The organism is Streptomyces sp. ST2-7A, from assembly GCF_021390475.1.
Classification (GTDB): Bacteria; Actinomycetota; Actinomycetes; order Streptomycetales; family Streptomycetaceae; genus Streptomyces.
The window spans coordinates 166,548-186,832 of the sequence record NZ_JAJUWS010000004.1 but is presented as its reverse complement, the minus strand read 5'-3'; the positions used below and the strand labels follow the sequence as shown (position 1 = coordinate 186,832).

Sequence of the window (20,285 nt, the reverse complement as noted above, 5' to 3'; positions counted from 1 at the left end):
TCCTCAGCCCGGGAGGGTCTCGGTGCGGGCGGTGCCGGCGGTGGCGTCGGCGATGCGGGCGCCGACCTCCTCCAGCTCGGCCTCCGGCACGGCGAGGTCGATGGTGACCCGGGAGGCGTGCCGGACGTCGAGGACGGCGAGCCCATCGGCGCGCAGGTCGTGTTCCAACCGTCCGGCGCGGTCGTGGCCGACGGTGACCCGGAGGGTGCGGGTGCGGCGGCGTTCGACGGTGCCCACCCGGTCCAGGGTCTCCCCCACCACGCCGCCGTAGGCGCGGATCAGACCGCCCGCGCCGAGCTTGGTGCCGCCGAACCAGCGGGTGACCACGGCCGCGGTGTCGCGAACCCCGCGGTGGAGCAGCATCCGCAGCATGGGGGCGCCGGCGGTGCCGGCCGGTTCGCCGTCGTCGTCGCAACGTCGGACGGCGGCGTCCGCGCCCAGCACGTAGGCGTGGCAGGTGTGGCTCGCGGTGGGGTGCTCGGCACGCAGGTCCGCGATCAGGGCACGGGCGGCGGTCTCGTCGGCGACGGGGGCCACCACGCAGCGGAAGCGGGACCGGTTGATCTCGACCTCGTGGACGCCCTCACCGGGCACGGTCAGGTAGCGGTCCGGCATGTGGTCAGCGTATCGGGCGGGCGCCGGCCGGCGGAGCGGTGGGGCTGTCGGAGTGGCACGGGCAGCGCGGAATGCGGGCGTGTACGCGGTGGTTGCCGTGGACATGGTCGAGACGTACGGAGACGACGAGACGGTGCGCGCGATCCTGCGGGACGCGGGTGACACCTGGGCGGTGGTGGGGTTGTCGAACAACCGCGAGCGGGCCGCCCACGGCGTGGCGGCGCTGCTGCAGCGGATGGGCAAGCGGGTGGTACCGGTGCATCCGCGGGCGGAGACGGTACTGGGTGAGAAGGGGTGGGCCTCGCTGCGGGAGGTGCCGTTCCCGGTGGACGTGGTGGACGTCTTCGTCCGTTCCGGGGCGGCCGGCGCCGTGGCCGACGACGCGATCGCGGTGGGCGCGCGTGCGGTGTGGTTCCAGCTCGGGGTGATCGACCCGGAGGCTTATCGGCGGGTTCGGGAGGCCGGCCTGGCCATGGTCATGGACCGGTGCCCGGCGATCGAGTACGGCCGGATGGCCTGAGGCCCCCGGTTCGCCGCCGGACGGAGCCGTCCTCCGGGACACGGCCGGCCGGCCCGTCGGTCGGCCCGGGGAGCCGCTCCGGGCCGGCCCCGCCGGCCTCCGCCTCCGCCAGGTGACGCAACTGCTCGGCGGTGATCCCCTCGGGCAATGGCACGGGGGCGGGGGTGCGCAGGGGTGGCCGCCAGCCGTGTTCGGGATCCCAGCGACGCACGATCCGTGCCGGCGTGCCGGCGACCACCGCGTGGTCGGGCACGTCCTCGCGCACCACGGAGCCGGCGGCCACCACGACGTTGCGACCGAGTCGGACGCCGGGCAGTATCACCGAGCCGGTGCCCAGCCAGGCGCCGTCCCCTATGGTGACCGGCGCCGAGCGCGGCCACTGCAGGCCGACGGGTCGGTGCGGGTCGTCGTAGGAGTGGTTGGTCGAGGTCAGGTAGCAGTGCGGACCGATGTGGACGTCGTCACCGATGGTGACGGGCGCGTCGGCGACCACGTGGGTTCCGCGTCCCAGGACGACACCGTCCCCCAGCACGATCCGGGAGCCCTCGCCCAGGTCGAGGTCGGGGAGCATCCCGGCGGCCAGGGTGACGTCCCGGGCGATCACGCAGTGCGCGCCCAGTTCCATCCAGGGCGTGCCGAAGACCGTGCCCTGGGGAAACGCCAGGCGGGTGCCGGGACCGATGCGGCGGAAGGCGTGCGGACCGGGGCGGTCGGCGGTGACCGCGCCGGCGCGTTGCAGACCGCGCCACGCGGCGTGCAGGGTTCGGGAGGCGAGGCGACCGAGCGCCGCCCGGGGACGAACGGGCACGGAACTCCTTGCGTCCACCACGGCCCGCGGATCGACGGGGGAACGGGTGGTCAGTCGGTGACGGCGACGGGGGCAGAGCGCGTGGTGGATCCGCCCTCCGGGGTCGTCGCGGTGGTCTCGTCGGCGGACTCCCCCGGGGTCGGGGCGGGATCGGTGGCCGGCTCCGCCCCCATCAGCCGGGCGGTGGCCCGGCCGGCGCGACGTTTGATGTACCAGGTGCTCAGCGCCCCGGCGAGGACCGCGATCAGCAGGCCGACCCAGGAGAAGCGGTGCAGCCACTGCTGGGCGATCACCCCGAGGTAGTAGATCACCGCGGTGGTGCCGCCGGCCCACAGGATCCCGCCGGGCAGGTCCGCGGCGAGGAACTTCCCGTAGGGCATCCGCAGCACCCCGGCGAGGGGGCCGGCGAAGATGCGCAGCAGGGCGATGAAGCGGCCGAAGAAGACCGCCCACGCGCCCCAGCGATGGAAGGCGCGTTCGGCCGCGGCGATGTTGGTCTCCGAGAAGTGGCGGGGGAATCTGCGCCCCAGACGGGCGAACAGGGGTCTGCCCCCCTTGCGTCCGATCAGGTAGCCGAGGGAGTCCCCGACGCAGGCGCCGACGGTGGCGCACACCCCCACCCACAGTGGGTCGACGACACCCTGTGAGGCGAGCAGCGCCGCGCTGACGAGAATGATCTCGCCGGGTAGGGGGACGCCGAGCATCTCGATCAGGATGACGACGGTGACCAGCGTGTACACCGCCAATGGCGGAATTGTCGCCAGCCATGCGTTGATCTCCACCCGCCGGTCCTCCCGTGTCCCGTGCCGCTTACCGGCGTGGCGCCCGACGGCGCACGCCGGAAGCCTAACCGATGTCGCGGCTCATCCCGGGGCGTCGGCTTCTCCCCCCTCGGCGGGCACCGCGGCGGGCGGGGGCGCACCGGGTCGCAGCGTCCACACGACGGTCATCGAGGCGGTGGTGTCCCCGTCGGCCCGGCGGATGGTGACGCGGACGGGGAACTCGGGGCGGGTTCCCGCCTCGAGTTCGGCCTCCACCTCGGCGGCGGGGCGTCCGAGCTCGGCGGTGGCCACGAGTTCCCCCATGGCGAGCTTGTGATAGGCGATCTCGGCGCGGACGGCCAGCGGGACGGCGCGGTCCAGCAGTCGGCCGAAGGCCGCGAGGACGACGGCGCCGCTCGCGGTCTCCGCGAGGGTGAAGGCGGCTCCGGCGTGCGGACCGCCGAGGTGGTTGTGATGAGCGGGTCGGTCCGGCAGTACGACGACGGCACGACCGGGGCCCACCTCTGTCACCTCGAGGCCGAGGGTGCGTGCCAGGGGGACGGCCTCGATCAATTGTTCGCCTACTGAAGGCCGAGGTCGAGTCATGCCAGGATATTACCAATGGGTAACTCGTTCGGGGAGGGGCGTCCCCGCCTCGAACGGGTTACCCGGCACACCTCCGCCCGGCGCGATCCCCTCAGCGCAACCGGAAGGTGCCGGGTGGGGGGGCCGGCGAGGGCGCCGCCTCCTCCTCGGACGGCGGGCGGGCGTCCCCGATCAGTCGATCGACCTCGTCCCCGAGCACCAACCGTGCCGGGAAGGGGTCGGCGGCGACCCGTCGGGTGGGCTCCCGCGGATCCAACGGACGGTGCGAGGCGGCCACCACCAGGTTTCCGTACCTCCGCCCCCGCAGAACGGACGGCTCGGTGATCACGTACACGTGGGCGAAAACCTCGCGCAGGGCCGCCAACTGGGACCGTGCGAAGTCGAGGGGGGCGGCGTCGGCCAGGTTCGCGACGTGCAGGCCGGCCGGCCGCACGGCCCGGGCCGCGGCCCGGGCGAATCCGATGGTGGTGCACCGGGCGGGAATCCGGTTGCCCGCCCACACGTCGGCCACCACCACGTCCACGCCGTCCTCCGGCACCTCCTCCAGCGCGTCGCGGGCGTCGGCGACCCGGATCCGGATGGGCGCGCCCGCCGGCAGCGGCAGGTGCTCGACCACCAGCGCGGCCAGTGCCGCGTCGTGCTCGACCACCAGTTGTCGGGAACCCGGCCGCAGGTGCTGCAGCCACCGCGGGAGGGTCAGCGCCCCCCCGCCCAGGTGGAGGGCGTCCACCGGACCCTCCCCCGGCATCGCGGTCGTCAGCAGGGCGGCGATGTGCCGAACGTATTCGAATTCCAGTCGTTCGGGATCGTCGGGGTCCACCCAGGACTGCGGGGCGCCGTCCAGGGTCAGCAGCCGGGCCCGGCGACGGTCGAGGTCCGGCAGCAGTCGGGCGACACCGGAGTCGACCGTGACCACCACCGGGAGGGGCTCCGTTTCCACCTTCCCGTCCCCCGTCGCCCGCGCCCCGGGGACGTGCGCCGGGGAGGCGGCTCCGACCCCCTCGGGATCCACGTGTCCCCGGGCGTTGGGAGGTACCCGGAAGGGCGGGGAGGCGGAAGCGGGCGAAACGGGTGAAGGGTGTTCTGCTCGGGACACCGACCCAGTGTGCCCCTCCTCGCCGCCTCCCGCCCGGCCGGGGGGCGGCACGGGCCCATCGGCTAGGCTCGGTCGATGTTCCGCGACCCCCCGATACCCGGCGACCACGAGCCGTCCCCCGATCCGGCCGGGACGGGCCCCTCGGCCGCCGCCCGGTGGTGGACCGCCGGGCTCGTGGCGCTGGCCCTGGTGGGCGTGCCCGCGGCCGTCGCGGGGGCTTTCGCCCTGTTCGGCGCGGGATCGGAGACGGTGACGGCGGCGGGGGTCGCCGAGTTCCTCGAAGCGGTGCCCGCGCCGTGGGTACCGGTGTTCTTCGTCCTCGGATACGCCCTGCTCACCGCGTTGATGGTGCCGCGCCCGCTGATGAACCTGGTGGCGGGCGGAGTCCTGGGAGCAGTGGTCGGCACCCTGGCAGCGGTGGTCGGCACGGTCCTGGGTGCGGCGATCGGCTTCACCGCGCTGCGGCGTTGGGGACGGGCCGGGGTGCGTCGTCGGCTACCGCCCTCACTGGTGTGCGCCGCCGACCGGTGGACGGGGAGGCGGGGGTTCACCGCGGTGGTCGTGGCGCGACTGATCCCGATGATGCCGTTTCCCGGGGTCACCGCGGCGGCGGCCTTCGGACGCATCGGACCGGCCACCTTCCTGACCGCGACCACGGTGGGCACGATTCCGCTGACGACCGCGTACTGTGTGGCCGCGAGCAGGGCCGATCAACCCTCATCTCCCGTTTTCCTCACCGCTGTTGGAATCATCGCCCTCGCCTGGGCGGCCTCCGTCGTCATCACCCGGCGCGGGCGACGCCCCGGAAGGGGACGAACGACGGGTGGGGCGACGGGTGGGAGCATCCGGAACCCGACCCTCGAGCCGGGCCTTCCATCGGATGGCCCTACCATTTCGACCTGATCCACCGACGATCATCCTTGACACCACCGATACCACCGATACCACCGACATCACCGAGGGACGAGCACGCAGCGCCATGTCTTGGTTCGAATCACTTGTTCTCGGGCTCGTCCAGGGGCTCACCGAGTTCCTTCCGATCTCCTCCAGCGCGCACCTGCGGCTCGTCGCCGTGGCGGCCGGCTGGGAGGATCCCGGGGCGGCCTTCACCGCCGTCACCCAGATCGGCACCGAACTGGCGATCCTCATCTACTTCCGCAAGGACATCTGGAACATCGTCTCCACCTGGACCCGTTCCCTGTGGACCCCCGAACTGCGGCAGGACCTCAACGCCCGCATGGGGTGGTTGGTGATCCTGGGATCGATCCCGATCGGTGTGCTCGGGATCCTGCTGAAGGACGCCATCCAGGGCCCCTTCCGTGATCTGCGACTGATCGCGCTCAGCTTCATCGTGCTGGGCATCGCGCTGGCCGTGGCCGACCGGATGGCCACGCAGGCCGAGCAGGGCGGCCGGCACCGGGCGGCCAAGCCGCGCAAGACGATCGAGGACCTGAACCTGCGCGACGGCATCGTCTTCGGCCTGTGGCAGGCACTGGCCCTGATTCCCGGCATGTCGCGCTCGGGCACCACCATCACAGGTGGCCTGTTCCTGGGGTACACCCGCGCCGCCGCCGCGCGGTACTCCTTCCTGCTGGCGATCCCCGCCGTCTTCGGGTCCGGGCTCTACGAGCTGGGGGAGATCGGGAACGAGTCGGCCCACGTCTCCTGGGGACCGACGATCTTCGCCACCGTGGTGGCCTTCTTCGTGGGCTACGCGATCATCGCCTGGTTCATGCACTGGGTCAGTACCCGCAGTTTCGCTCCCTTCGTCTGGTACCGCATCGTCGTCGGCATCCTCATCCTGGTGCTGGTGTGGATGGGGGTGTTGGACCCGCTGGCCGGTCAGGAGTTCGGCGGCTGAACCGGGCCCGGCCCCTCACCGGGATGCCGGGAGGACGGTCCGGGCCCCTCCGTTCAGCTCTTCTCCGCGAACGATCCGGCGGACCCCGAAACCGGACCGGCCCCGTCGAATTCCCCGGTCGACTCCCGCAGGCCGTCCAGCACCCGCTCGCACAGCTCATGTGTGCGCAGGGCGTCCGCGATGTCGCACCGGCGCCCCGAGCGCACGTCGTGCAGAAACGCCTGGACCGCCTGTTCGATGCCGCGTTGACGGGCCGGGGGGACCCAGTCCCCGCGACGCCGCAGGCTCGGTTGGCCCTTGTGATCGATGACCTCGGCCAGATTGCGGACCTCCCGCTTGGTGTCCTGGCCGGAGACCTCCAGGATCTCCTCGGCCGAGCCCGAGCGACGGTTCATGGTGCCGAGGGCGGTGAAGCCGTCCCCGGAGAGGTGCAGCACCACCTGGTGGAGCAGTCCTTCGCGCACCACGCCGTCGACCGTCACCCGGTCGATCGGGCCGGGTGCCAGGAAGCGCAGGGTGTCCACGACGTGGATGAAGTCGTCGTACACCAGGCGACGGGGGTCCTCCGGCAGACCGACGCGGTGCTTCTGGAGCACGATGAGGTCGCGGGGGTGCTCCAGGCACTGGGCGTAGGCGGGCGCGTGGCGGCGGTTGAAACCGACCGCGAGACCGATGCCGCGTTCCTCCGCCAGCGTGGCGACCCGTTGGGCCTCGGCCAGGTCGTAGGCGAGCGGCTTGTCGACGTACACCGGCACGTCCGCCCGCAGCAGGGCGGTCACCAGGGCCGGGTGGGTTTCGGTGGGGGCATGGACGAAGGCCGCGTCGAGTCCGGCGTCCAACAGCGAGTCCAGCCCGGTGTGGCGGTGGGCGGGGGGCACCCGATGGGCGTCGCCGATCCGTTCCAGGGTGGTGGCGCTGCGGGTGTGCAGGTGGGGTTCGCAGCCGGGCAGGGCGGTGAGCACGGGGAGGTACGCCTTGCGGGCGATGTCGCCCAGGCCGATCACGCCGATCCTCACGGGGCTCCCTCGGTGGGTGTGGGGTGGTCCGGCGGCCCGCACCCGGTGGGCCACCGGCCCGGCCGGGGCGGGAACGCGCGGGCCGGGGGGATCGGGATGGGGCCGTGTGCGGCAGCATACGCGGGCCTCCCGCCGCGACGGGAGGCCCGCCGATGGGCGCGTCGGGGTCGTGCACGCCGCGGGCCCGCGGGCAACGGCCGGTCCGCCCGCGGGAACGCCTTGGTGGGACGTGCCGCTCACGCGGGGTCGGGGATCCGCCAGTCGATGGGGGGCAGTCCGTGCCGGGCGAGCGCGGCGTCGATCGCGCCGAAGGGACGCGAGCCCAGGAACTTGCGGGCGGACAGCGGAGAGGGGTGGGCACCGGTGACCACGGTGTGACGGTCGGTGTCGATGAGCGGGATCTTCTTCTGCGCCCGCGCCCCCCACAGCACGAAGACCACCGGACGCTCCCGGTCGGAGATCGCCCGGATGGCGGCGTCGGTGAAGCGCTCCCAGCCGCGTCCCCGGTGGGAGTTGGCCTCACCGGCACGGACGGTGAGGGCGGTGTTGAGCAGCAGGACGCCCTGTCGGGCCCAGGGCATCAGGTATCCCATGGTGGGGACGGGGACGCCGAGATCCGCGTGCAGTTCCTTGTAGATGTTGCGCAGGGAGGGCGGAACGCGGACCCCGGGGCGGACGGAGAAGGCCAGGCCGTGTCCCTGCCCCTCCCCGTGGTAGGGGTCCTGCCCGAGAACGACCACCCTGACGTCCTCGTACGGGGTGGCCTCCAGGGCGGCGAAGACCTGATCCGGCGGGGGGTAGACGGGGCCCGCGGCCCGCTCGGCCTCCACGAAGGCGGTCAGCTCCTTGAAGTAGGGCTGCCGCAACTCCTCGCCCATGACGGCCTGCCAGTCGCCGGGCAGCGTGTCGATCACGGATCCAACCTCCGATGCGCGCCTCGCCGTTCGGGATGAGCGACGATCATGGGCAACGTACCGCGCGGCACCGACAGGCGGTGCCGCGCGGGGTCTCGAAGGGTGGTGAGAGGCGCCGAAAACCCGTTGAAAGGAGTTGAAGGCGCGAGGGAACGGGTGGGGCGGGCCGGGGTCAGGAGACCCCGGCGTTGAGGAACAGCCCTCCGTCCATCAACAGGGTCTGCCCGGTCATCCAGGCCGAGTCCGGGGAGGTGAGGAAGGCGACCGCGCCACCGATGTCCTCGGGGGTGCCCAACCGGCCCAGCGGGTAGCGGGAGATCACCTGTTCCTCACGCCCCTCGTACAGCGCCGCGGCGAAGCGGGTGCGCACCACGGCGGGGGCCACCGCGTTGACCCGCACCAAGGGAGCGAACTCGTGGGCCAACTGCTGGGTGAGGTTGATCATCGCGGCCTTGCTCATCCCGTACGCGCCCACGAAGGGCGAGGAGTTGAGGCCCGCCACCGAGGCGACGTTGACAATGGTGCCGCCGTGCTCGCCCTGCCACGCGGCCCGGACCCGTTGGGCGAACCCGAGGGCGGAGACGACGTTGGTCTCGTAGATCTTGCGGACCACGTCGAGATCGAGGTCCGCGAGGCCGCCGAAGACCGGGTTGGTACCGGCGTTGTTCACCAGGTGGTCCAGGCGGCCGTACTCGGCGATCACCCGTTCGACCGCCTCGGCCCGGTGGTCCCCGTCGTGCGCCTTGCCGACCACGTACATCGCACGGTCGGTGCCGAGTTCCTTCACCGCCTCGCGCAACGACTCCTCGGTGCGACCGGTGATGCAGACCCGGTCCCCGCGTGCGACCAGGGCCCGGGCGATACCCAGGCCGATACCGCGGCTGCCGCCGGTCACCAGGGCCACCCGGCCGGCGTCGGCCGGCGGGCCGGCGGGGGCCGGGGAAGGTGTTGTCCCCGGGGTGGATGCGTCGGTCATCGACTCGTCTCCCTCAGTTGAGCGGGCCGCCGGCCACGTACAGCACCTGGCCGGAGACGAAGCCCGCGTCCTCGCCGGTGAAGAAGGCGACGGCGTTGGCGATGTCCTCCGGACGGCCCACCCGCTGCACCGGGATGCGGTCGGCGGCGGCCTTCTGGAAGTCCTCGAAGTCCATCCCGACCCGGGCCGCGGTCTGCGCGGTCATGTCGGTGACGATGAAGCCGGGGGCGACGGCGTTGGCGGTGATGCCGAACTTGCCGAGTTCCTTGGCGAGGGTCTTGGTGAGGCCCTGCAGACCGGCCTTGGCGGTGGCGTAGTTGGCTTGGCCCCGGTTACCCAGCGCGGAACTGGAGGAGAGGTTGACGACACGGCCGAAACCGGCGTCGACCATGTGCTTCTGGCAGGCCCTGGACATCAGGAAGGCACCGCGCAGGTGCACGTTCATGACGGTGTCCCAGTCATCATCGCTCATCTTGAACAGCAGGTTGTCGCGCAGTACTCCCGCATTGTTGACCAGGACCACGGGCGGGCCGAGTTCGGCCGCGACACGGCCCACGGCGGCGGAGACCTGTTCGGTGTCGGAGACGTCGCAGCCCACGGCCAGGGCGGTGCCGCCGTCCGCGGTGACGCGGTCGACGGTGTCCTTGCAGGCGGCCTCGTCCAGATCGAGGACCGCGACGGCACGGCCCTCCCGGGCCAGTCGCACGGCGGTGGCGGCGCCGATACCCCGGGCCCCTCCGGTCACGATGGCGACGCGCTGAACGGTGGTGGACATGATGGTTCCCCTCGCCGTCGAGTGAAGCGGGGAGCCCCGGCGATCGCTGTCGACCGACGACGGGTCCCCGAAATGAGCAACCGCTTAGTCTTGTGCGTCTGTGACGCTAGAGGCCCGGCCGGCGGCTGTCAACGTCCACACGGGTGAGGCGGGGCACAGCACGGAGCCGCCCCCTCCGGACCCGGGTCGGGGAGCCGGCGCTCCCCCGCCCGGGGCACCGCCGGCGGAGGGGGACGCCGGTCAACCCCCGTGCCGGACGCTCTCCCCCGGCCGGGTCACCGGGTGCACCAGCAGGCACAGGAGGCGTTCCAACTCCGCCTCCGGGTCCCGGGTCAGCCCGCTGTGGACGGGTCCCGGCCGCACCACCGTGCTGCGCGGGGCGGTCAACCAACGAAAGCGACGGCCCGGGTCCTCCGCCGCCGCCTGCCCGGCGGCGGTCCCGCCCCGGCACAGCGACTCCGCCGCGTGCAGAGCCGCGCGCACCCCGACCACGTCCGCGCCGGGGTCCAGGGCGAGCAGACGTTTCTCGTCCAGGTGCACCCGGGCCCCCAACCAGGAGCGACCCCGGCACCACAGCAGCACCCCGGCGTTGATGGATTCGCCCCGCTCGGGCCGGGGAACCACCCGCAGCAGGGCGTAGTCGAAGACCTCGCGCGGGGCATCGGCCGCCTCTCCGGTGGGGGCGTCGGCCCGGAGGGTCATCGGCCCGCTCCCGCGATCGGGAAGCCGCCGGTCAGCCAACCGGGTGCGCGGCTCGGTCCGTCGGGGGTCGGGGCGTCGATGACGATGCGCTCCGCCAGCCCCCGGGCGCGACGGAGCAGGACCCCCACATGCGCCGCCCGGACCGCCTCCGCGTCGGGAAAGCCGGGCTCGCCCTCCAGCCACTCGTCGGGGACCTCGGCCACCACTTCGCGCAACAGGTCCTCCGTGATCAGTGGTTCCAACTCCGCCCCGGCCGCCACCGGGTCCGGACCGGCCGGCGCCAGGGCGTGGTCGGAGGCATCGTGGGGTCGCGGTGCGGCGTCCGCCGCACCGGCCCAGTTGTGCTGCCACACCAGGCTCGCGCCGTGGTCGATGAGCCACAGATCACCGTGCCAGACCAGGAGGTTGGGGTTGCGCCAGGAGCGGTCCACATTGCGCACCAGCGCGTCGAACCACACCACCCGGCCGGCCTCCACCGGATCCACGGCGTAGGCGAGGGGGTCGAACCCGATGGAACCGGGAAGGAAGTCCATGCCGAGGTTCAACCCCTCGCTGGTACGCAGCAGGTGTTGCACCTCCTCGTCCGGTTCGGCGCGGCCGATGACCGGATCGAGTCGCAGGAGGACCAACTCCGGAACCCGTAGTCCCAGTCGCCGGGCGAGCTCTCCGGAGACGACCTCGGCCACCAGGGTGCGTCGTCCCTGACCGGCACCGTGGAATTTCATCACGTACGTGCCCAGATCCTCGGCCTCGACGATGCCGGGCAGCGAACCGCCCTCCCGCAGGGGCGTCACATAGCGGGTGGCCGCCAGTCTTCTCATCACTTTCCCAGGCTGTCCGACTCTTCGTCCTTGCAATCCATGGTTCACGTCACGGGCGCGGCCTCCGGACGATCGCCGGGAAACCGTCCCGGGGAGAATCCGGGAGTCACCGCCGGGCCGCCGTCCTCCCTGCTGGTCGAGCAGTCCGTCGATGACGTTGCGTCCCTTGCTTCCGGCTTCCGGCATGAAGTGAACACAGTAACCCGGCGTGACAGCGGATGAGGAGTGTCCGAGCCATCGCGCGACAGTCACCACGGACTCCCCGCCTCCGACACGGTCGAGGCGCAAGTGGGTGTTTGGTTGGGCCAGCGATACGCCTTTTCGGCGTATTTGCCATCGGTTCGAGCGGACTGGCACCAGACGATCCAAGGCTCACGAATAGATCGGTGTCCGCCCCGACAGCCGGCGAGAACGTTCCCGGGTCGGTTGCAACTACGGCGAAACCTCGGAACAGGTGGTGACCAGGTCGCCCATCTGGTGGCAGCTGGAGCGAAACCCGTCAGTCACCGGCCACCCTCGCCGTCCCGGCCCCGGTCAGGCGGACCAGGTCCGCACAGGTCGTCCGGAACACGGTGTGCGCGAGTCCCGCTCCCGCCCAGATGTCCGGGTACGCGTAAAGATGCTCGTCGATCAGTGTCGGCAGGGGGGCGGGGTGGCCGATCGGGGCGACGCCGCCGACGCGCTGGCCGGTGACCTCGAGGACGTAATCGGGGTCGGCCCGCCGGACCCTGCGATGGGCCACGCCGCAGAGACCGGCCAGGAGACGGGTGTCGACGCGGTGTCCGCCGCTGGTGACGACCAGGAGCGGCGTGCCGTCGACGCGGAAGACGATGCTGTTGGCGACGGCGCCCACGGCGCAGCCCAGTTGGGCTGCCGCCGCGGCGGCTGTCGGGGCGGGGTCGGGCAGTTCCACGGTGCTGACCGGGGCGCCGTGCTCGGCCAGAACCTCGCGAACCCGCTGGACTGCCGTGTGCATGAACATGCCTCCATGGGGCGGTGCGCCCCTGTCGACGGTGCGACGCGTACGGGTGATCCGCCGCTCGTCGTACCTCTGGACGGTCGGTCGTACCGCATGGATATAGCACGACTGCCGTACAGGAGGGTGCTCAGTCGGGGAGGTGACGGGTGAAGTCGATGCCCTGTCCGGCGAGGCGGGCGAGGATCTGTTCGGACTCGTCGGCTCCGCGGGCCGCACAGGTCAGACCCACCGGTAGGAGGCCGTGCAGGATCTGTTCCACCCCGTCGGCCAGCGGCCGGGAGACGCAGCGGGCCATGGCGCTCTCGGCGGCGTCGCCGACGGTGTCGAGGAGGTAGTGGCCCTCCCAGGCGTCCCCGGCATCGCTGCGCACGTCGAGGGAGACCCTCAGGACCACGCGGTCGCGGTCACTGTCGGTGGTGGGGTGGCGTGCCGCCAACTCGTCGGCCAGGGAGGCGATCCGTGTGTCGTCGCCGCGGCGCAGTTCGGCGAAGACCGGTTCCCAGGCGTTGAGCCAGCCGCCCAGGCGCAGCGTGCCCCGGACGAACGTGTCCACACTCCACTGCGGGGGCAGCCCGTACTGAGCGATGAAGGGCACGCTGTCGCGATTGGGGTACATCTCGAAGGTCTCGCCGCCGACCGTCTGCGTGACGGCGACCTCCCACGGCCTCGCGGCAGTGAGCCGGGCGCCGTCCGCCACGTAACGGGCGGGCGTGCGCAGTGCTCCCAGAACGCCCCGGGGCGCCCAGTTGAAGCGGTAGCGGAAGGCGTTGGGAACGGCCGGTACTCCCCCGCAGTAGGACGTGAAGCGGACCCGTGCGGGAGCGTCGCCCCACCGTTCCCCGGCCCGGCCGATCAGGCTGTGGGCGAAGAGATGGTCGATGCCCGGGTCGAGACCGGCCTCCGCGAGGATCACGGTGCCGTTCGCGGCGGCGGCCGGGGCGAGTTCGCGCATGGTATCGGAGGCGTAGCTGCTACAGGCGAAATGGGCCCGGCGGCCGACGCACGCGTGCAGCAGCGCGTCGTGTTCGGAGGCGGGCAGCATGGAGACCACGATGTCGCCGGGAGCCAGTTCGGCGCTCAGCGCTTCGGGGGTGAAGGCCCGAGGGGCGACGCGCCCGGACAGCCCGAGCCGGTCCAGAGCCTTCTCGGCGCGGTCGACGCTGCGGTGCCAGAGCCGTACCTGCGGTGCCGTCCGGAGGACGGCCGCGAGGCCGCTGCCCGTGGAGAGGCCGGCGCCCATCCAGTGCACGGTGCCGGTGGGGGCGATCACGTCGGTCACGCCAGTCACGTCGGTCACATCAGTCACGTCCGGTCCTTCCCGAGGTGCGGTCGATGTCCGTCAGTAGTGCCGTGTGGAAGCGGGCCGCACAACGGCCCCACGGGGAGGCCGGGTCGTTGCGGCCGTGAGCGAGAGCGAGCAGTTGGGGCAGCAGCGCCGCCGAGAAGTCCGTACTGGCTTCCTCGGGCAGCAGCGAGGGGAGGTTGTCCAGGGCGATCAGGTCGAGCGGTGGCGTATCGAGCAGTCTGCGTACGGGCTGCTCCCAGGTGGTCACCGCGTCGTAGATCGGCAACATGTTGCACTCCGATCCGACGTCGCACGTCACATCGCAGACGGTGGCGAGCCTGCGGTGCGGGGCGTCGATGTCGCGCGGGGTGAGGAAGGGGGTGGCCGGCACCGTGCTGAGTACGGCGTTGACCAGCAGGTCGTGGGCGAGCAGGGCCGGTCGGTCGAGGTCGCGGGTCTCGGCCAGGTCCCAGCGGACCGGGTCGATGCCGGCGGCGGTCAGCGCGTCGCACGCGCCGCGCCCGCAGCGGCCAAGTGCTCCGAGGACCAGAGCCCTGAACTCCGCCTCGTCGGCGCTCCGTTCCAGGGAAGCGTCCAGTGCGGCCCGCGTGGTGGGGGCGAGGGGTGAGGTGAGCCCGCCCCGGGCGTGCAGGACCGCGAGGGCGGTTCCGGCGTATCCGGCCCAGTAGCCGAAGGCGGCCAGGCGGCGCCCCGGGGCGTCGGTGAGTTCTTCGAGGTCGAGCAGCACGCCGCCGCCCGCCGCGAACCGGTCCAGCAGTCGTGCGGCACCCGGCTGCCCCTTGTAGGCGTGGCCGAACATGACATGGCGATGGACCAACTCGGCCGGCTCGTCGAGGAGTTCCTTCAGGCCGACGACGACCGTGTCGCGCGGCGCGCCGGTCCAGGCGTCCGGTTCGGCGGGCCGGCATCCGGCATCCAGGTAGGCCGACAGCGGGAACACCCGCTGCGGGCAGTCCTCGACGGTCACGGGGACACCGGCGGCGATGAGCCGACGGGAGTCCTCCGGGGTGATCGGGGCGCGCCGCTCGTGGGGGCGGGTCTCACGGCGCATCCAGAGCTGCGGAACATCGGTCATGGCGGTCGGCCGCTCCTGTCGGTTTCGGTGCCGGTCGCGACGAGTGCTTCGGTGGCACGGACGCCCGGGCGTTCCGGGTTCCACTTACACGAGATTGGCTTCCGGGCGTGTCTCCTGAACGGCGAAACGCTCGGCCCGCAACGGGGACACGTCGACGAAAGGCTCCCGGCCGAGGTACAGGTCACGGATCACCTCGCCCACCGCGGGCGCCTGGAGGAAGCCGTGCCCGGAGAACCCGGTGGCGTACAGGAAGCGCGTGGGTCCGCAGGCCTCGCCGATCAGCGCGTTGTGGTCGGGGGTGGTCTCGTACAGTCCGGCCCAGCCGCCGGTGACGCGCGCCTCCAGCAGGGCGGGGGTACGCCGGCTCATCGCGGTGTGCAGTCGGGGCAGCCACGCGTCGGAGACCGTGGTGCGGAAGCCCGGCGTCTCCTCGGGGTCGGACATGCCCAGCATTACGCCGGGGCCCTCCCCGTGGAAGTAGAAGCTGCTGTCGAAGTCGATCGTCATGGGCACGTCGGACGGCATCCCCGGCACCGCCCCGGTGACGGCGATCTGACGGCGCAGCGGCTGCACGGGCAGTTCCACGCCCGCCATGGCGCCGACCTCGGCCGACCAGGCGCCGGCCGTGCAGATGACATCGGACGTGGCGATCCTCCCCCGGGAGGTGAGGACCGCCGTGATGGCCGAGCCCTTCGTCTCGATGCCGGTGGCCGCGCACCGCCGGACGATCACCACACCGTGCCGGCGTGCGGCATCGGCGTAACCGTGCACCACCGCTTCGGGGGTGCAGTGCCCGTCGTCCGGGGAGAATGCGGCGGCCAGCAGCCCATCGGTGCTGATCAGCGGGGACAGCCGCTGCGCCTCGGCCGCGTCGATCATGCGGCTGGGCACGCCCAGACCGTTCTGCAACCGCACACCGGCCTCGAAGGAGGCCACCTGTCGGGATGTCGACAGGAGGAAGAGGTACCCCACCCGGTGCAGCCCGATGTCGTACCCCGGTTCCTCGCCGAAGCGGCCGAATGCCTCCAGACTCCGGGCACCGAGCTGGATGTTCAGTGCGTCGGAGAACTGCGCCCGGACTCCCCCTGCGGCCTTGGACGTGGAGCCGCAGGCCAGTTGGTCCCGCTCGATGAGCACCACGTCGCGCACACCGGCCCGGGCGAGGTGGTAGGCGATGCTGGTGCCCATCACTCCGCCGCCGATGACGACGACCGACGCCCGGCCCGGCAGGAAGCCGCCCGGCCGGGCCCCGCGCCCGCTCATCGCGCGGCCGCCGGTCGCTCGTCCGCAGGCGACGGTCGTGCGTCCGCGGCTCTGGCTGCGTCGACGACGGCCCAGGCCGCCGCCGCGTCCTGGAGGCCGAGGCCCACGCTGAAGTACAGGACGATGTCCTGCTCGAAGGAGCGCGCCGTCCGTTGCCCGATCAGTACCTGCCCGAGAGGCACGAGGTCACCGGGCCCGAGGTCGCCGCTGCCGATCGCGGCGACCACGGGACCCGCGTGTCCGGCGGCGGTCTGCGGATCGTCCACGACGACTGCGGCGGCCCGTTGCAGGGCGTGCGCGTCCACCTCGTGCCGGTCGGGTTCGAACGAGCCGACGCCCACCACCGTGGCGCCCGGCGACAGCCAGCGTCCGCGCAGGACCGGCTCACGGCTGAGGGTGCAGGTAGCGACCACGGGCACGCCGTTCACCGCCTCCCGCGCGCTGTCCACCGCGTCGGCCCGCACCCCGAGTTCGGCGGCGATGCGCTCGGCGGCCAGGACGCGGTGCTTCCCGGTGGGACTCCATACGCGTACCGCACGCAGCGGCCGTACCCGTGCGACAGCACGGGCGTGGGCCAGCGCCTGGGTGCCCGAGCCGAGCAGTCCCAGCTCGTCCGCGTCCGAAAGCGCGAGCGCGTCGACGGCCACCGCACTCGCCGCGGCGGTGCGCAGGGTCGTCACCGCGGTGCCGTCCAGCACCGCGACGACGGTCCCGGTCCCGGGGTCGAGAACGACGACGACCGCGTTCACGCTGGGCAGGCCGTGTAGCCGGTTGGCGGGGTGGACGCCGCCGAACTTGGCGACCGCGCCGGTGTCCGCGGAGAGGCGGGACACGTAACAGAACATCACGCTGTCGTCGAAGCGGCTCGGATGCATGACCTTCGGCGGCAGGTCGGCCGTGCCGTGGGCGAGGGTGGTGAACGCGCGACGCTGGGAGGCGATGGCCTCGTCCATTCCCAGCAGCGTCGCGACCTCCTCGGCCGAACAGAAGAGCGGAGGTGTGGACATGGGGTCTCCTGGTTCTCCTCGGGGGAGGGACGAGTGGCGGCCGATCAGCGGCGCGGGGGTGGCTGCCCGGAGCGTGGTGGCGTGACGTCGTGGTCCCGTGAGAGCTGCGGTGGTGGCGTGGGCTGCGCGCCCGGGGACGAGGGGCGGCGGGAGAGGACGCCGGCGGTGGCACCGGTCAGGACCAGGGCGGCCCCCAGGAGTTGCAGCCACGTCAACCCGCTGCTCAGCAGCGCCGCGCTGGCGACGATACTCACCACGGGCTCCAGCATGCTGCCGATCGACGCGCGCGTCGGACCGATCAGGGTCATCCCGAGGAAGAAGCAGAGAATCGCCACGACCGTGGAGATCAGGGCCAGGGCGAGCACCCAGAGCCAGCCCCGGAACGCGAAGTCGAGCCTCAGGTCGCCCGTGGCCGCCCCGTACAGCAGGAAGGAGACCGCCGCGGCCGCCGAGACGCAGGCCGTCATCACCACGGGGTGCACACTGCCGCTCACCCGGTCGCCGTACAGGATGTAGGCGGTGTAGACCCCGGCGGCGCCGAGCACCTGCAGGACGCCCACGATGTTCAGGTCCGCCCCGATGCGGCCCAGCACGAGTGACACTCCGGCGAAGGACGCCAGCATCGAGCCGACGATGGCTGCCGAGGGCCTGTCCCGGCCGATGACGGCGGACACGGTGGCCACCAGGGCCGGGTACACGTACAACAACAGGGCAGCCAGCGCGGGCGAGATGTGTTTGACGGACGAGAAGTACAGCGTCGACTGTGCCGTGTACAGGACACCGCCCAGCACGACCAGCCGCAGCAGGTCCGCCCGCTTCGGGGGGCCGGCGCGGCGCGCGTGGCGGATCGCGTAGGGGAGGAAGACCGCCGCTGCGAGGGCGAAGCGGAGGAAGAGCAGCGTGGCGAGGGTCAGCCCGTCACGGTAGGCGAACGTGGCGAAGACGGGCATGAGCCCGAAGCCGGTGGCGGAGAGCCCGATGAGCAGGTAGCCCTTCAACATCCGTGACCTTCTTTTCCGACGGACGAGCGTCCGGGCGGTCCCGGTTCGGCCCGCCGCAATTGCGCGCCGATGAGCCCCATCAGCCAGGGAACCCTTTCGTACAGGGCGAAATGACCGCCGTCGTGGTGGGCAACGGTGCAGCCTTCGTCGGAGTACCGCCCCCACTGCGGCAGCACGGCGTCGTCCGTCAAGGGGTCCTGACGGCCTGCCAGTACGAGCAGGGGCGCCACCGTGCACCGGAGCTGTTGCGCGGGCAGGTAGGTGTGGGCCATCCGCAGGTCGGCGCGGAAGGCGGGCAGGAAGAAGTGCGCGGCGATCGAAGGACTCAGCCCGGGCGGCACGCTCCCGAGGGCCCGGAGCTCGGCGAGCAGTTCGCCGTCGGTGAGGCCGAGGACCCGATGCGTCCAGGCGGGCGGGCGGTGCGGCGGGTTGCGCCCGGACACCACCAGCAGTGCCGGCGCCGGCAGGTCCTTCGACCCCGCTGCGGCAGCCACCTCGTACGCGATCAGGCTGCCCATGCTGTGCCCGAGCAGGACGTACGGGTTCCGCCCGACCGTGGCGCGCACCGTCGCGGCGAAGTCGCGGGCGATTTCCCGTACCGACCGTGCGGCGGACGCTCCCGCCCGTGTGCCTCGTCCCGCCGGGACCACCTCGATGCCGGGCGGAGCGTACCGCTGCCAGTCCCGGAAGACACGGGCCGAACCTCCGGCGTGCGGTACGCAGAACAGCCGGAGCACCGCGTCCCGGCGGGGCGGTGCGGTGCGGGGGACGGACGGCGCGGTCACTTGTGGAAGCTCTCCCGGTCGGCCTCGGTCACCGTGACGGTACGGGGGCGCTCCAACGGCAGGAGGACGGAGTTGAGGGTCCGCCGCATGGTCTGCGCCGCGTCGGGTTGCGGATCGGCCACCTCCAACTCCACCTCCAGGAAGGACTCTCCGTCGTCCCCTGTGCCCACCTTTGTCACACAGCGCACCACACCGGGCAGGGTCAGCGCGGTCTGGCGGACGGAGCTGAGGGAGACCTTCTCGCCCCGGATCATCACGAAGTCCGACCGGCGGCCCCGGAAGAAGAGGTAGCCGTCCTCGATGCGGAAGACGTCACCGGTCGCGACGACCCCCGGGGCGGTCGGCGTCCGTCCGACTCCCGGTGCGTCGGAGATCTTGCGCACGAGCGCCGTGTCGCTGGCGACCATGAGCTCACCGGTGCCCTCCTCACCGGGCTGCTCGCGCAGCCAGACCCGGACCCCGGGCAACGGCAGCCCCACGGAGGCGTACCGGTACGGGGGTTCCGCGTGCGCGGCGAGGGTGGACACCCGGGGCCCCGCCTCGGTCAGCCCGTAGGTGAGGTACAGCTCGCCGCCGGGACGACCCGCCAGCAGCCGGGCCACCTGCTCCGGCGGTACGTGATCGCCGCCGACGGTGAGCGCCCGGACGCCCGACGGCGCTCCCGTGGGTTCTTCAAGGAGCCGCCGGACGATCGTCGGCGTGATGGAGGAGTGGGTCACCCCGTGGTCCGCGATCTGTTTGAGGTACCCGGCCGGGGAGAAGGGCGGCCCGGACACCACCACCCCGGCGCCGCACCCGTACGCGGCCAGCACCTGCGCGACCATCGCGTACGAGTAGTACAGGGGCAGGTTGACGAGGACGGTGTCGCCCGCGTGCATCCCCACGGCCCCGGCGTGCCGCTCCGCGTTGCGCAGCAGGGACGAGGCCCGGTGCAGGCAGGCGCCGGCGGCCCCGGACGTCCCGGAGGTCGACATCAGCACGTCTCCTGCCCGGTACGGGGGCGGGCCGCTCGCCTCGTTCAGCAGGACGGCCGCACCGCCCGGGACCGGGTGGGCGCGCGGGACGCCGTAGCGTTGCGGGTCGGGCCGGGCGGCGATCAGCGCCCGGACATCCAGTTGCCGGGCCAGCCTGCGGATGCGCGCCGAGGGGGTCGCCGGGGCGATGGCGAGCGGCACCAGCCCCAGGAGCAGGACGGACAGGTAGAGGCGCAGCATGTGCAGGGAGTTGGAGAGCGCCAGCAGCACGGCGCTGCCGGGAGGCAGACCCAGCGCGGCCAACGCGGCCAGGGTGTCGTCCAGCGTCGGCTCGGGGCCGTCGGCCGCGTCGGGCTCGGAGGAGCGGTCCAGGAACTCGGTGACCCGCCGGTGTTCCAACAGGAGGTCATCCGTGACAGACATC

General features: G+C 72.4%; 22 protein-coding genes. 3 read left to right on the top strand and 19 right to left on the bottom strand.

Translation table 11 applies throughout. The annotated features are described in order from the left end of the window. Positions 1–3: 3 nt before the first annotated feature. Complete coding sequence (locus tag LZF96_RS04280) at positions 4–615, bottom strand: YigZ family protein (RefSeq protein ID WP_233865730.1); 612 nt, start codon at positions 613–615, stop codon at positions 4–6. A gap of 103 nt (positions 616–718) precedes the next feature. On the opposite strand from LZF96_RS04280, the gene LZF96_RS04275 reads away from it, so the two are divergent. Next, positions 719–1,135: a CoA-binding protein gene (locus tag LZF96_RS04275; protein ID WP_233865783.1), complete on the top strand. Its 417-nt coding sequence runs from the start codon at positions 719–721 to the stop codon at positions 1,133–1,135. Here LZF96_RS04275 and LZF96_RS04270 read toward each other — a convergent pair. The 4 genes from LZF96_RS04270 to LZF96_RS04255 all read right to left on the bottom strand — a co-directional run bounded on the left by LZF96_RS04270 (position 1,092) and on the right by LZF96_RS04255 (position 4,250). Further along, positions 1,092–1,961 carry an acyltransferase gene (locus LZF96_RS04270; protein WP_233865782.1) on the bottom strand — a complete coding sequence of 290 codons (870 nt, stop codon included), beginning with the start codon at positions 1,959–1,961 and terminating at the stop codon, positions 1,092–1,094. The genes LZF96_RS04275 and LZF96_RS04270 overlap by 44 nt on opposite strands. Before the next feature lie 32 nt (positions 1,962–1,993). After that, entirely contained in the window at positions 1,994–2,725 is a 732-nt protein-coding gene (locus LZF96_RS04265) for a DedA family protein (protein ID WP_233865729.1), read from the bottom strand. An 81-nt stretch (positions 2,726–2,806) separates the two neighbouring features. Next, positions 2,807–3,310: a DUF4442 domain-containing protein gene (locus LZF96_RS04260; RefSeq protein WP_233865728.1), complete on the bottom strand. Its 504-nt coding sequence runs from the start codon at positions 3,308–3,310 to the stop codon at positions 2,807–2,809. 91 nt (positions 3,311–3,401) lie between these two features. Further along, a complete protein-coding gene (locus tag LZF96_RS04255) occupies positions 3,402–4,250 on the bottom strand; it encodes a spermidine synthase (RefSeq protein WP_233865727.1) in 849 nt (282 codons plus the stop codon). A 231-nt stretch (positions 4,251–4,481) separates the two neighbouring features. On the opposite strand from LZF96_RS04255, the gene LZF96_RS04250 reads away from it, so the two are divergent. Both LZF96_RS04250 and LZF96_RS04245 read left to right on the top strand, forming a co-directional pair. Beyond that, positions 4,482–5,309, top strand: coding sequence for a TVP38/TMEM64 family protein (locus LZF96_RS04250; RefSeq protein ID WP_233865726.1), 828 nt, complete (start codon positions 4,482–4,484; stop codon positions 5,307–5,309). A gap of 76 nt (positions 5,310–5,385) precedes the next feature. Beyond that, the gene (locus LZF96_RS04245; protein WP_233865725.1) at positions 5,386–6,267 is read left to right on the top strand and encodes an undecaprenyl-diphosphate phosphatase; all 882 of its coding nucleotides are present in this window, start codon (positions 5,386–5,388) and stop codon (positions 6,265–6,267) included. 53 nt (positions 6,268–6,320) lie between these two features. On the opposite strand, the gene LZF96_RS04240 is transcribed toward LZF96_RS04245, so the two are convergent. From LZF96_RS04240 to LZF96_RS04175, 14 genes are all read right to left on the bottom strand, one after another. Continuing rightward, entirely contained in the window at positions 6,321–7,283 is a 963-nt protein-coding gene (locus tag LZF96_RS04240) for a Gfo/Idh/MocA family protein (protein WP_233865724.1), read from the bottom strand. A 236-nt stretch (positions 7,284–7,519) separates the two neighbouring features. After that, positions 7,520–8,197 carry a uracil-DNA glycosylase gene (gene ung, locus LZF96_RS04235; RefSeq protein WP_308294143.1) on the bottom strand — a complete coding sequence of 226 codons (678 nt, stop codon included), beginning with the start codon at positions 8,195–8,197 and terminating at the stop codon, positions 7,520–7,522. 172 nt (positions 8,198–8,369) lie between these two features. After that, a complete protein-coding gene (locus tag LZF96_RS04230; protein ID WP_233865722.1) occupies positions 8,370–9,173 on the bottom strand; it encodes an SDR family oxidoreductase in 804 nt (267 codons plus the stop codon). Between the two features lie 13 nt (positions 9,174–9,186). Further along, positions 9,187–9,948 (bottom strand): 3-oxoacyl-ACP reductase FabG, encoded by a 762-nt coding sequence (fabG, locus tag LZF96_RS04225; RefSeq protein ID WP_233865720.1) that lies wholly within the window; start codon positions 9,946–9,948, stop codon positions 9,187–9,189. A 240-nt stretch (positions 9,949–10,188) separates the two neighbouring features. Beyond that, complete coding sequence (locus LZF96_RS04220) at positions 10,189–10,650, bottom strand: DUF3037 domain-containing protein (RefSeq protein WP_233865718.1); 462 nt, start codon at positions 10,648–10,650, stop codon at positions 10,189–10,191. Further along, positions 10,647–11,471 (bottom strand): HipA family kinase, encoded by an 825-nt coding sequence (locus LZF96_RS04215; protein ID WP_233865716.1) that lies wholly within the window; start codon positions 11,469–11,471, stop codon positions 10,647–10,649. The genes LZF96_RS04220 and LZF96_RS04215 overlap by 4 nt, the downstream gene beginning before the upstream one ends. Positions 11,472–11,970: 499 nt before the next feature. After that, positions 11,971–12,447, bottom strand: a complete 477-nt coding sequence (locus LZF96_RS04210; RefSeq protein ID WP_233865714.1) for a YbaK/EbsC family protein — start codon at positions 12,445–12,447, stop codon at positions 11,971–11,973. A gap of 130 nt (positions 12,448–12,577) precedes the next feature. Continuing rightward, entirely contained in the window at positions 12,578–13,729 is a 1,152-nt protein-coding gene (locus LZF96_RS04205; protein ID WP_233865780.1) for a saccharopine dehydrogenase family protein, read from the bottom strand. Positions 13,730–13,748: 19 nt separating this feature from the next. Then, the gene (locus LZF96_RS04200; protein ID WP_233865712.1) at positions 13,749–14,831 is read right to left on the bottom strand and encodes a saccharopine dehydrogenase; all 1,083 of its coding nucleotides are present in this window, start codon (positions 14,829–14,831) and stop codon (positions 13,749–13,751) included. Positions 14,832–14,915: 84 nt separating this feature from the next. Further along, entirely contained in the window at positions 14,916–16,094 is a 1,179-nt protein-coding gene (locus LZF96_RS04195) for an FAD-binding oxidoreductase (RefSeq protein WP_233865711.1), read from the bottom strand. After that, positions 16,091–17,101: an ornithine cyclodeaminase family protein gene (locus LZF96_RS04190; RefSeq protein WP_233865710.1), complete on the bottom strand. Its 1,011-nt coding sequence runs from the start codon at positions 17,099–17,101 to the stop codon at positions 16,091–16,093. Before LZF96_RS04190 ends, LZF96_RS04195 begins: the two co-directional genes overlap by 4 nt. A 44-nt stretch (positions 17,102–17,145) precedes the next feature. Continuing rightward, positions 17,146–18,102, bottom strand: coding sequence for a DMT family transporter (locus LZF96_RS04185; RefSeq protein WP_233865709.1), 957 nt, complete (start codon positions 18,100–18,102; stop codon positions 17,146–17,148). Beyond that, the gene (locus LZF96_RS04180; protein WP_233865708.1) at positions 18,096–18,887 is read right to left on the bottom strand and encodes a thioesterase II family protein; all 792 of its coding nucleotides are present in this window, start codon (positions 18,885–18,887) and stop codon (positions 18,096–18,098) included. The genes LZF96_RS04185 and LZF96_RS04180 overlap by 7 nt, the downstream gene beginning before the upstream one ends. Beyond that, entirely contained in the window at positions 18,884–20,284 is a 1,401-nt protein-coding gene (locus LZF96_RS04175; protein ID WP_233865707.1) for a class I adenylate-forming enzyme family protein, read from the bottom strand. Before LZF96_RS04175 ends, LZF96_RS04180 begins: the two co-directional genes overlap by 4 nt. Position 20,285 lies beyond the last annotated feature (1 nt).

What these genes read in the sequence shown, in the direction of transcription:
- LZF96_RS04280 (WP_233865730.1), bottom strand. Translation starts at nt 615, where the DNA reads ATGCCGGACCGCTACCTGACCGTGCCCGGTGAGGGCGTCCACGAGGTC.
- LZF96_RS04275 (WP_233865783.1), top strand. Translation starts at nt 719, where the DNA reads ATGGTCGAGACGTACGGAGACGACGAGACGGTGCGCGCGATCCTGCGG.
- LZF96_RS04260 (WP_233865728.1), bottom strand. Translation starts at nt 3,310, where the DNA reads ATGACTCGACCTCGGCCTTCAGTAGGCGAACAATTGATCGAGGCCGTC.
- LZF96_RS04250 (WP_233865726.1), top strand. Translation starts at nt 4,482, where the DNA reads ATGTTCCGCGACCCCCCGATACCCGGCGACCACGAGCCGTCCCCCGAT.
- LZF96_RS04245 (WP_233865725.1), top strand. Translation starts at nt 5,386, where the DNA reads ATGTCTTGGTTCGAATCACTTGTTCTCGGGCTCGTCCAGGGGCTCACC.
- LZF96_RS04230 (WP_233865722.1), bottom strand. Translation starts at nt 9,173, where the DNA reads ATGACCGACGCATCCACCCCGGGGACAACACCTTCCCCGGCCCCCGCC.
- fabG (WP_233865720.1), bottom strand. Translation starts at nt 9,948, where the DNA reads ATGTCCACCACCGTTCAGCGCGTCGCCATCGTGACCGGAGGGGCCCGG.
- LZF96_RS04220 (WP_233865718.1), bottom strand. Translation starts at nt 10,650, where the DNA reads ATGACCCTCCGGGCCGACGCCCCCACCGGAGAGGCGGCCGATGCCCCG.
- LZF96_RS04215 (WP_233865716.1), bottom strand. Translation starts at nt 11,471, where the DNA reads ATGAGAAGACTGGCGGCCACCCGCTATGTGACGCCCCTGCGGGAGGGC.
- LZF96_RS04210 (WP_233865714.1), bottom strand. Translation starts at nt 12,447, where the DNA reads ATGCACACGGCAGTCCAGCGGGTTCGCGAGGTTCTGGCCGAGCACGGC.
- LZF96_RS04200 (WP_233865712.1), bottom strand. Translation starts at nt 14,831, where the DNA reads ATGACCGATGTTCCGCAGCTCTGGATGCGCCGTGAGACCCGCCCCCAC.
- LZF96_RS04195 (WP_233865711.1), bottom strand. Translation starts at nt 16,094, where the DNA reads ATGAGCGGGCGCGGGGCCCGGCCGGGCGGCTTCCTGCCGGGCCGGGCG.
- LZF96_RS04190 (WP_233865710.1), bottom strand. Translation starts at nt 17,101, where the DNA reads ATGTCCACACCTCCGCTCTTCTGTTCGGCCGAGGAGGTCGCGACGCTG.
- LZF96_RS04185 (WP_233865709.1), bottom strand. Translation starts at nt 18,102, where the DNA reads ATGTTGAAGGGCTACCTGCTCATCGGGCTCTCCGCCACCGGCTTCGGG.
- LZF96_RS04175 (WP_233865707.1), bottom strand. Translation starts at nt 20,284, where the DNA reads ATGTCTGTCACGGATGACCTCCTGTTGGAACACCGGCGGGTCACCGAG.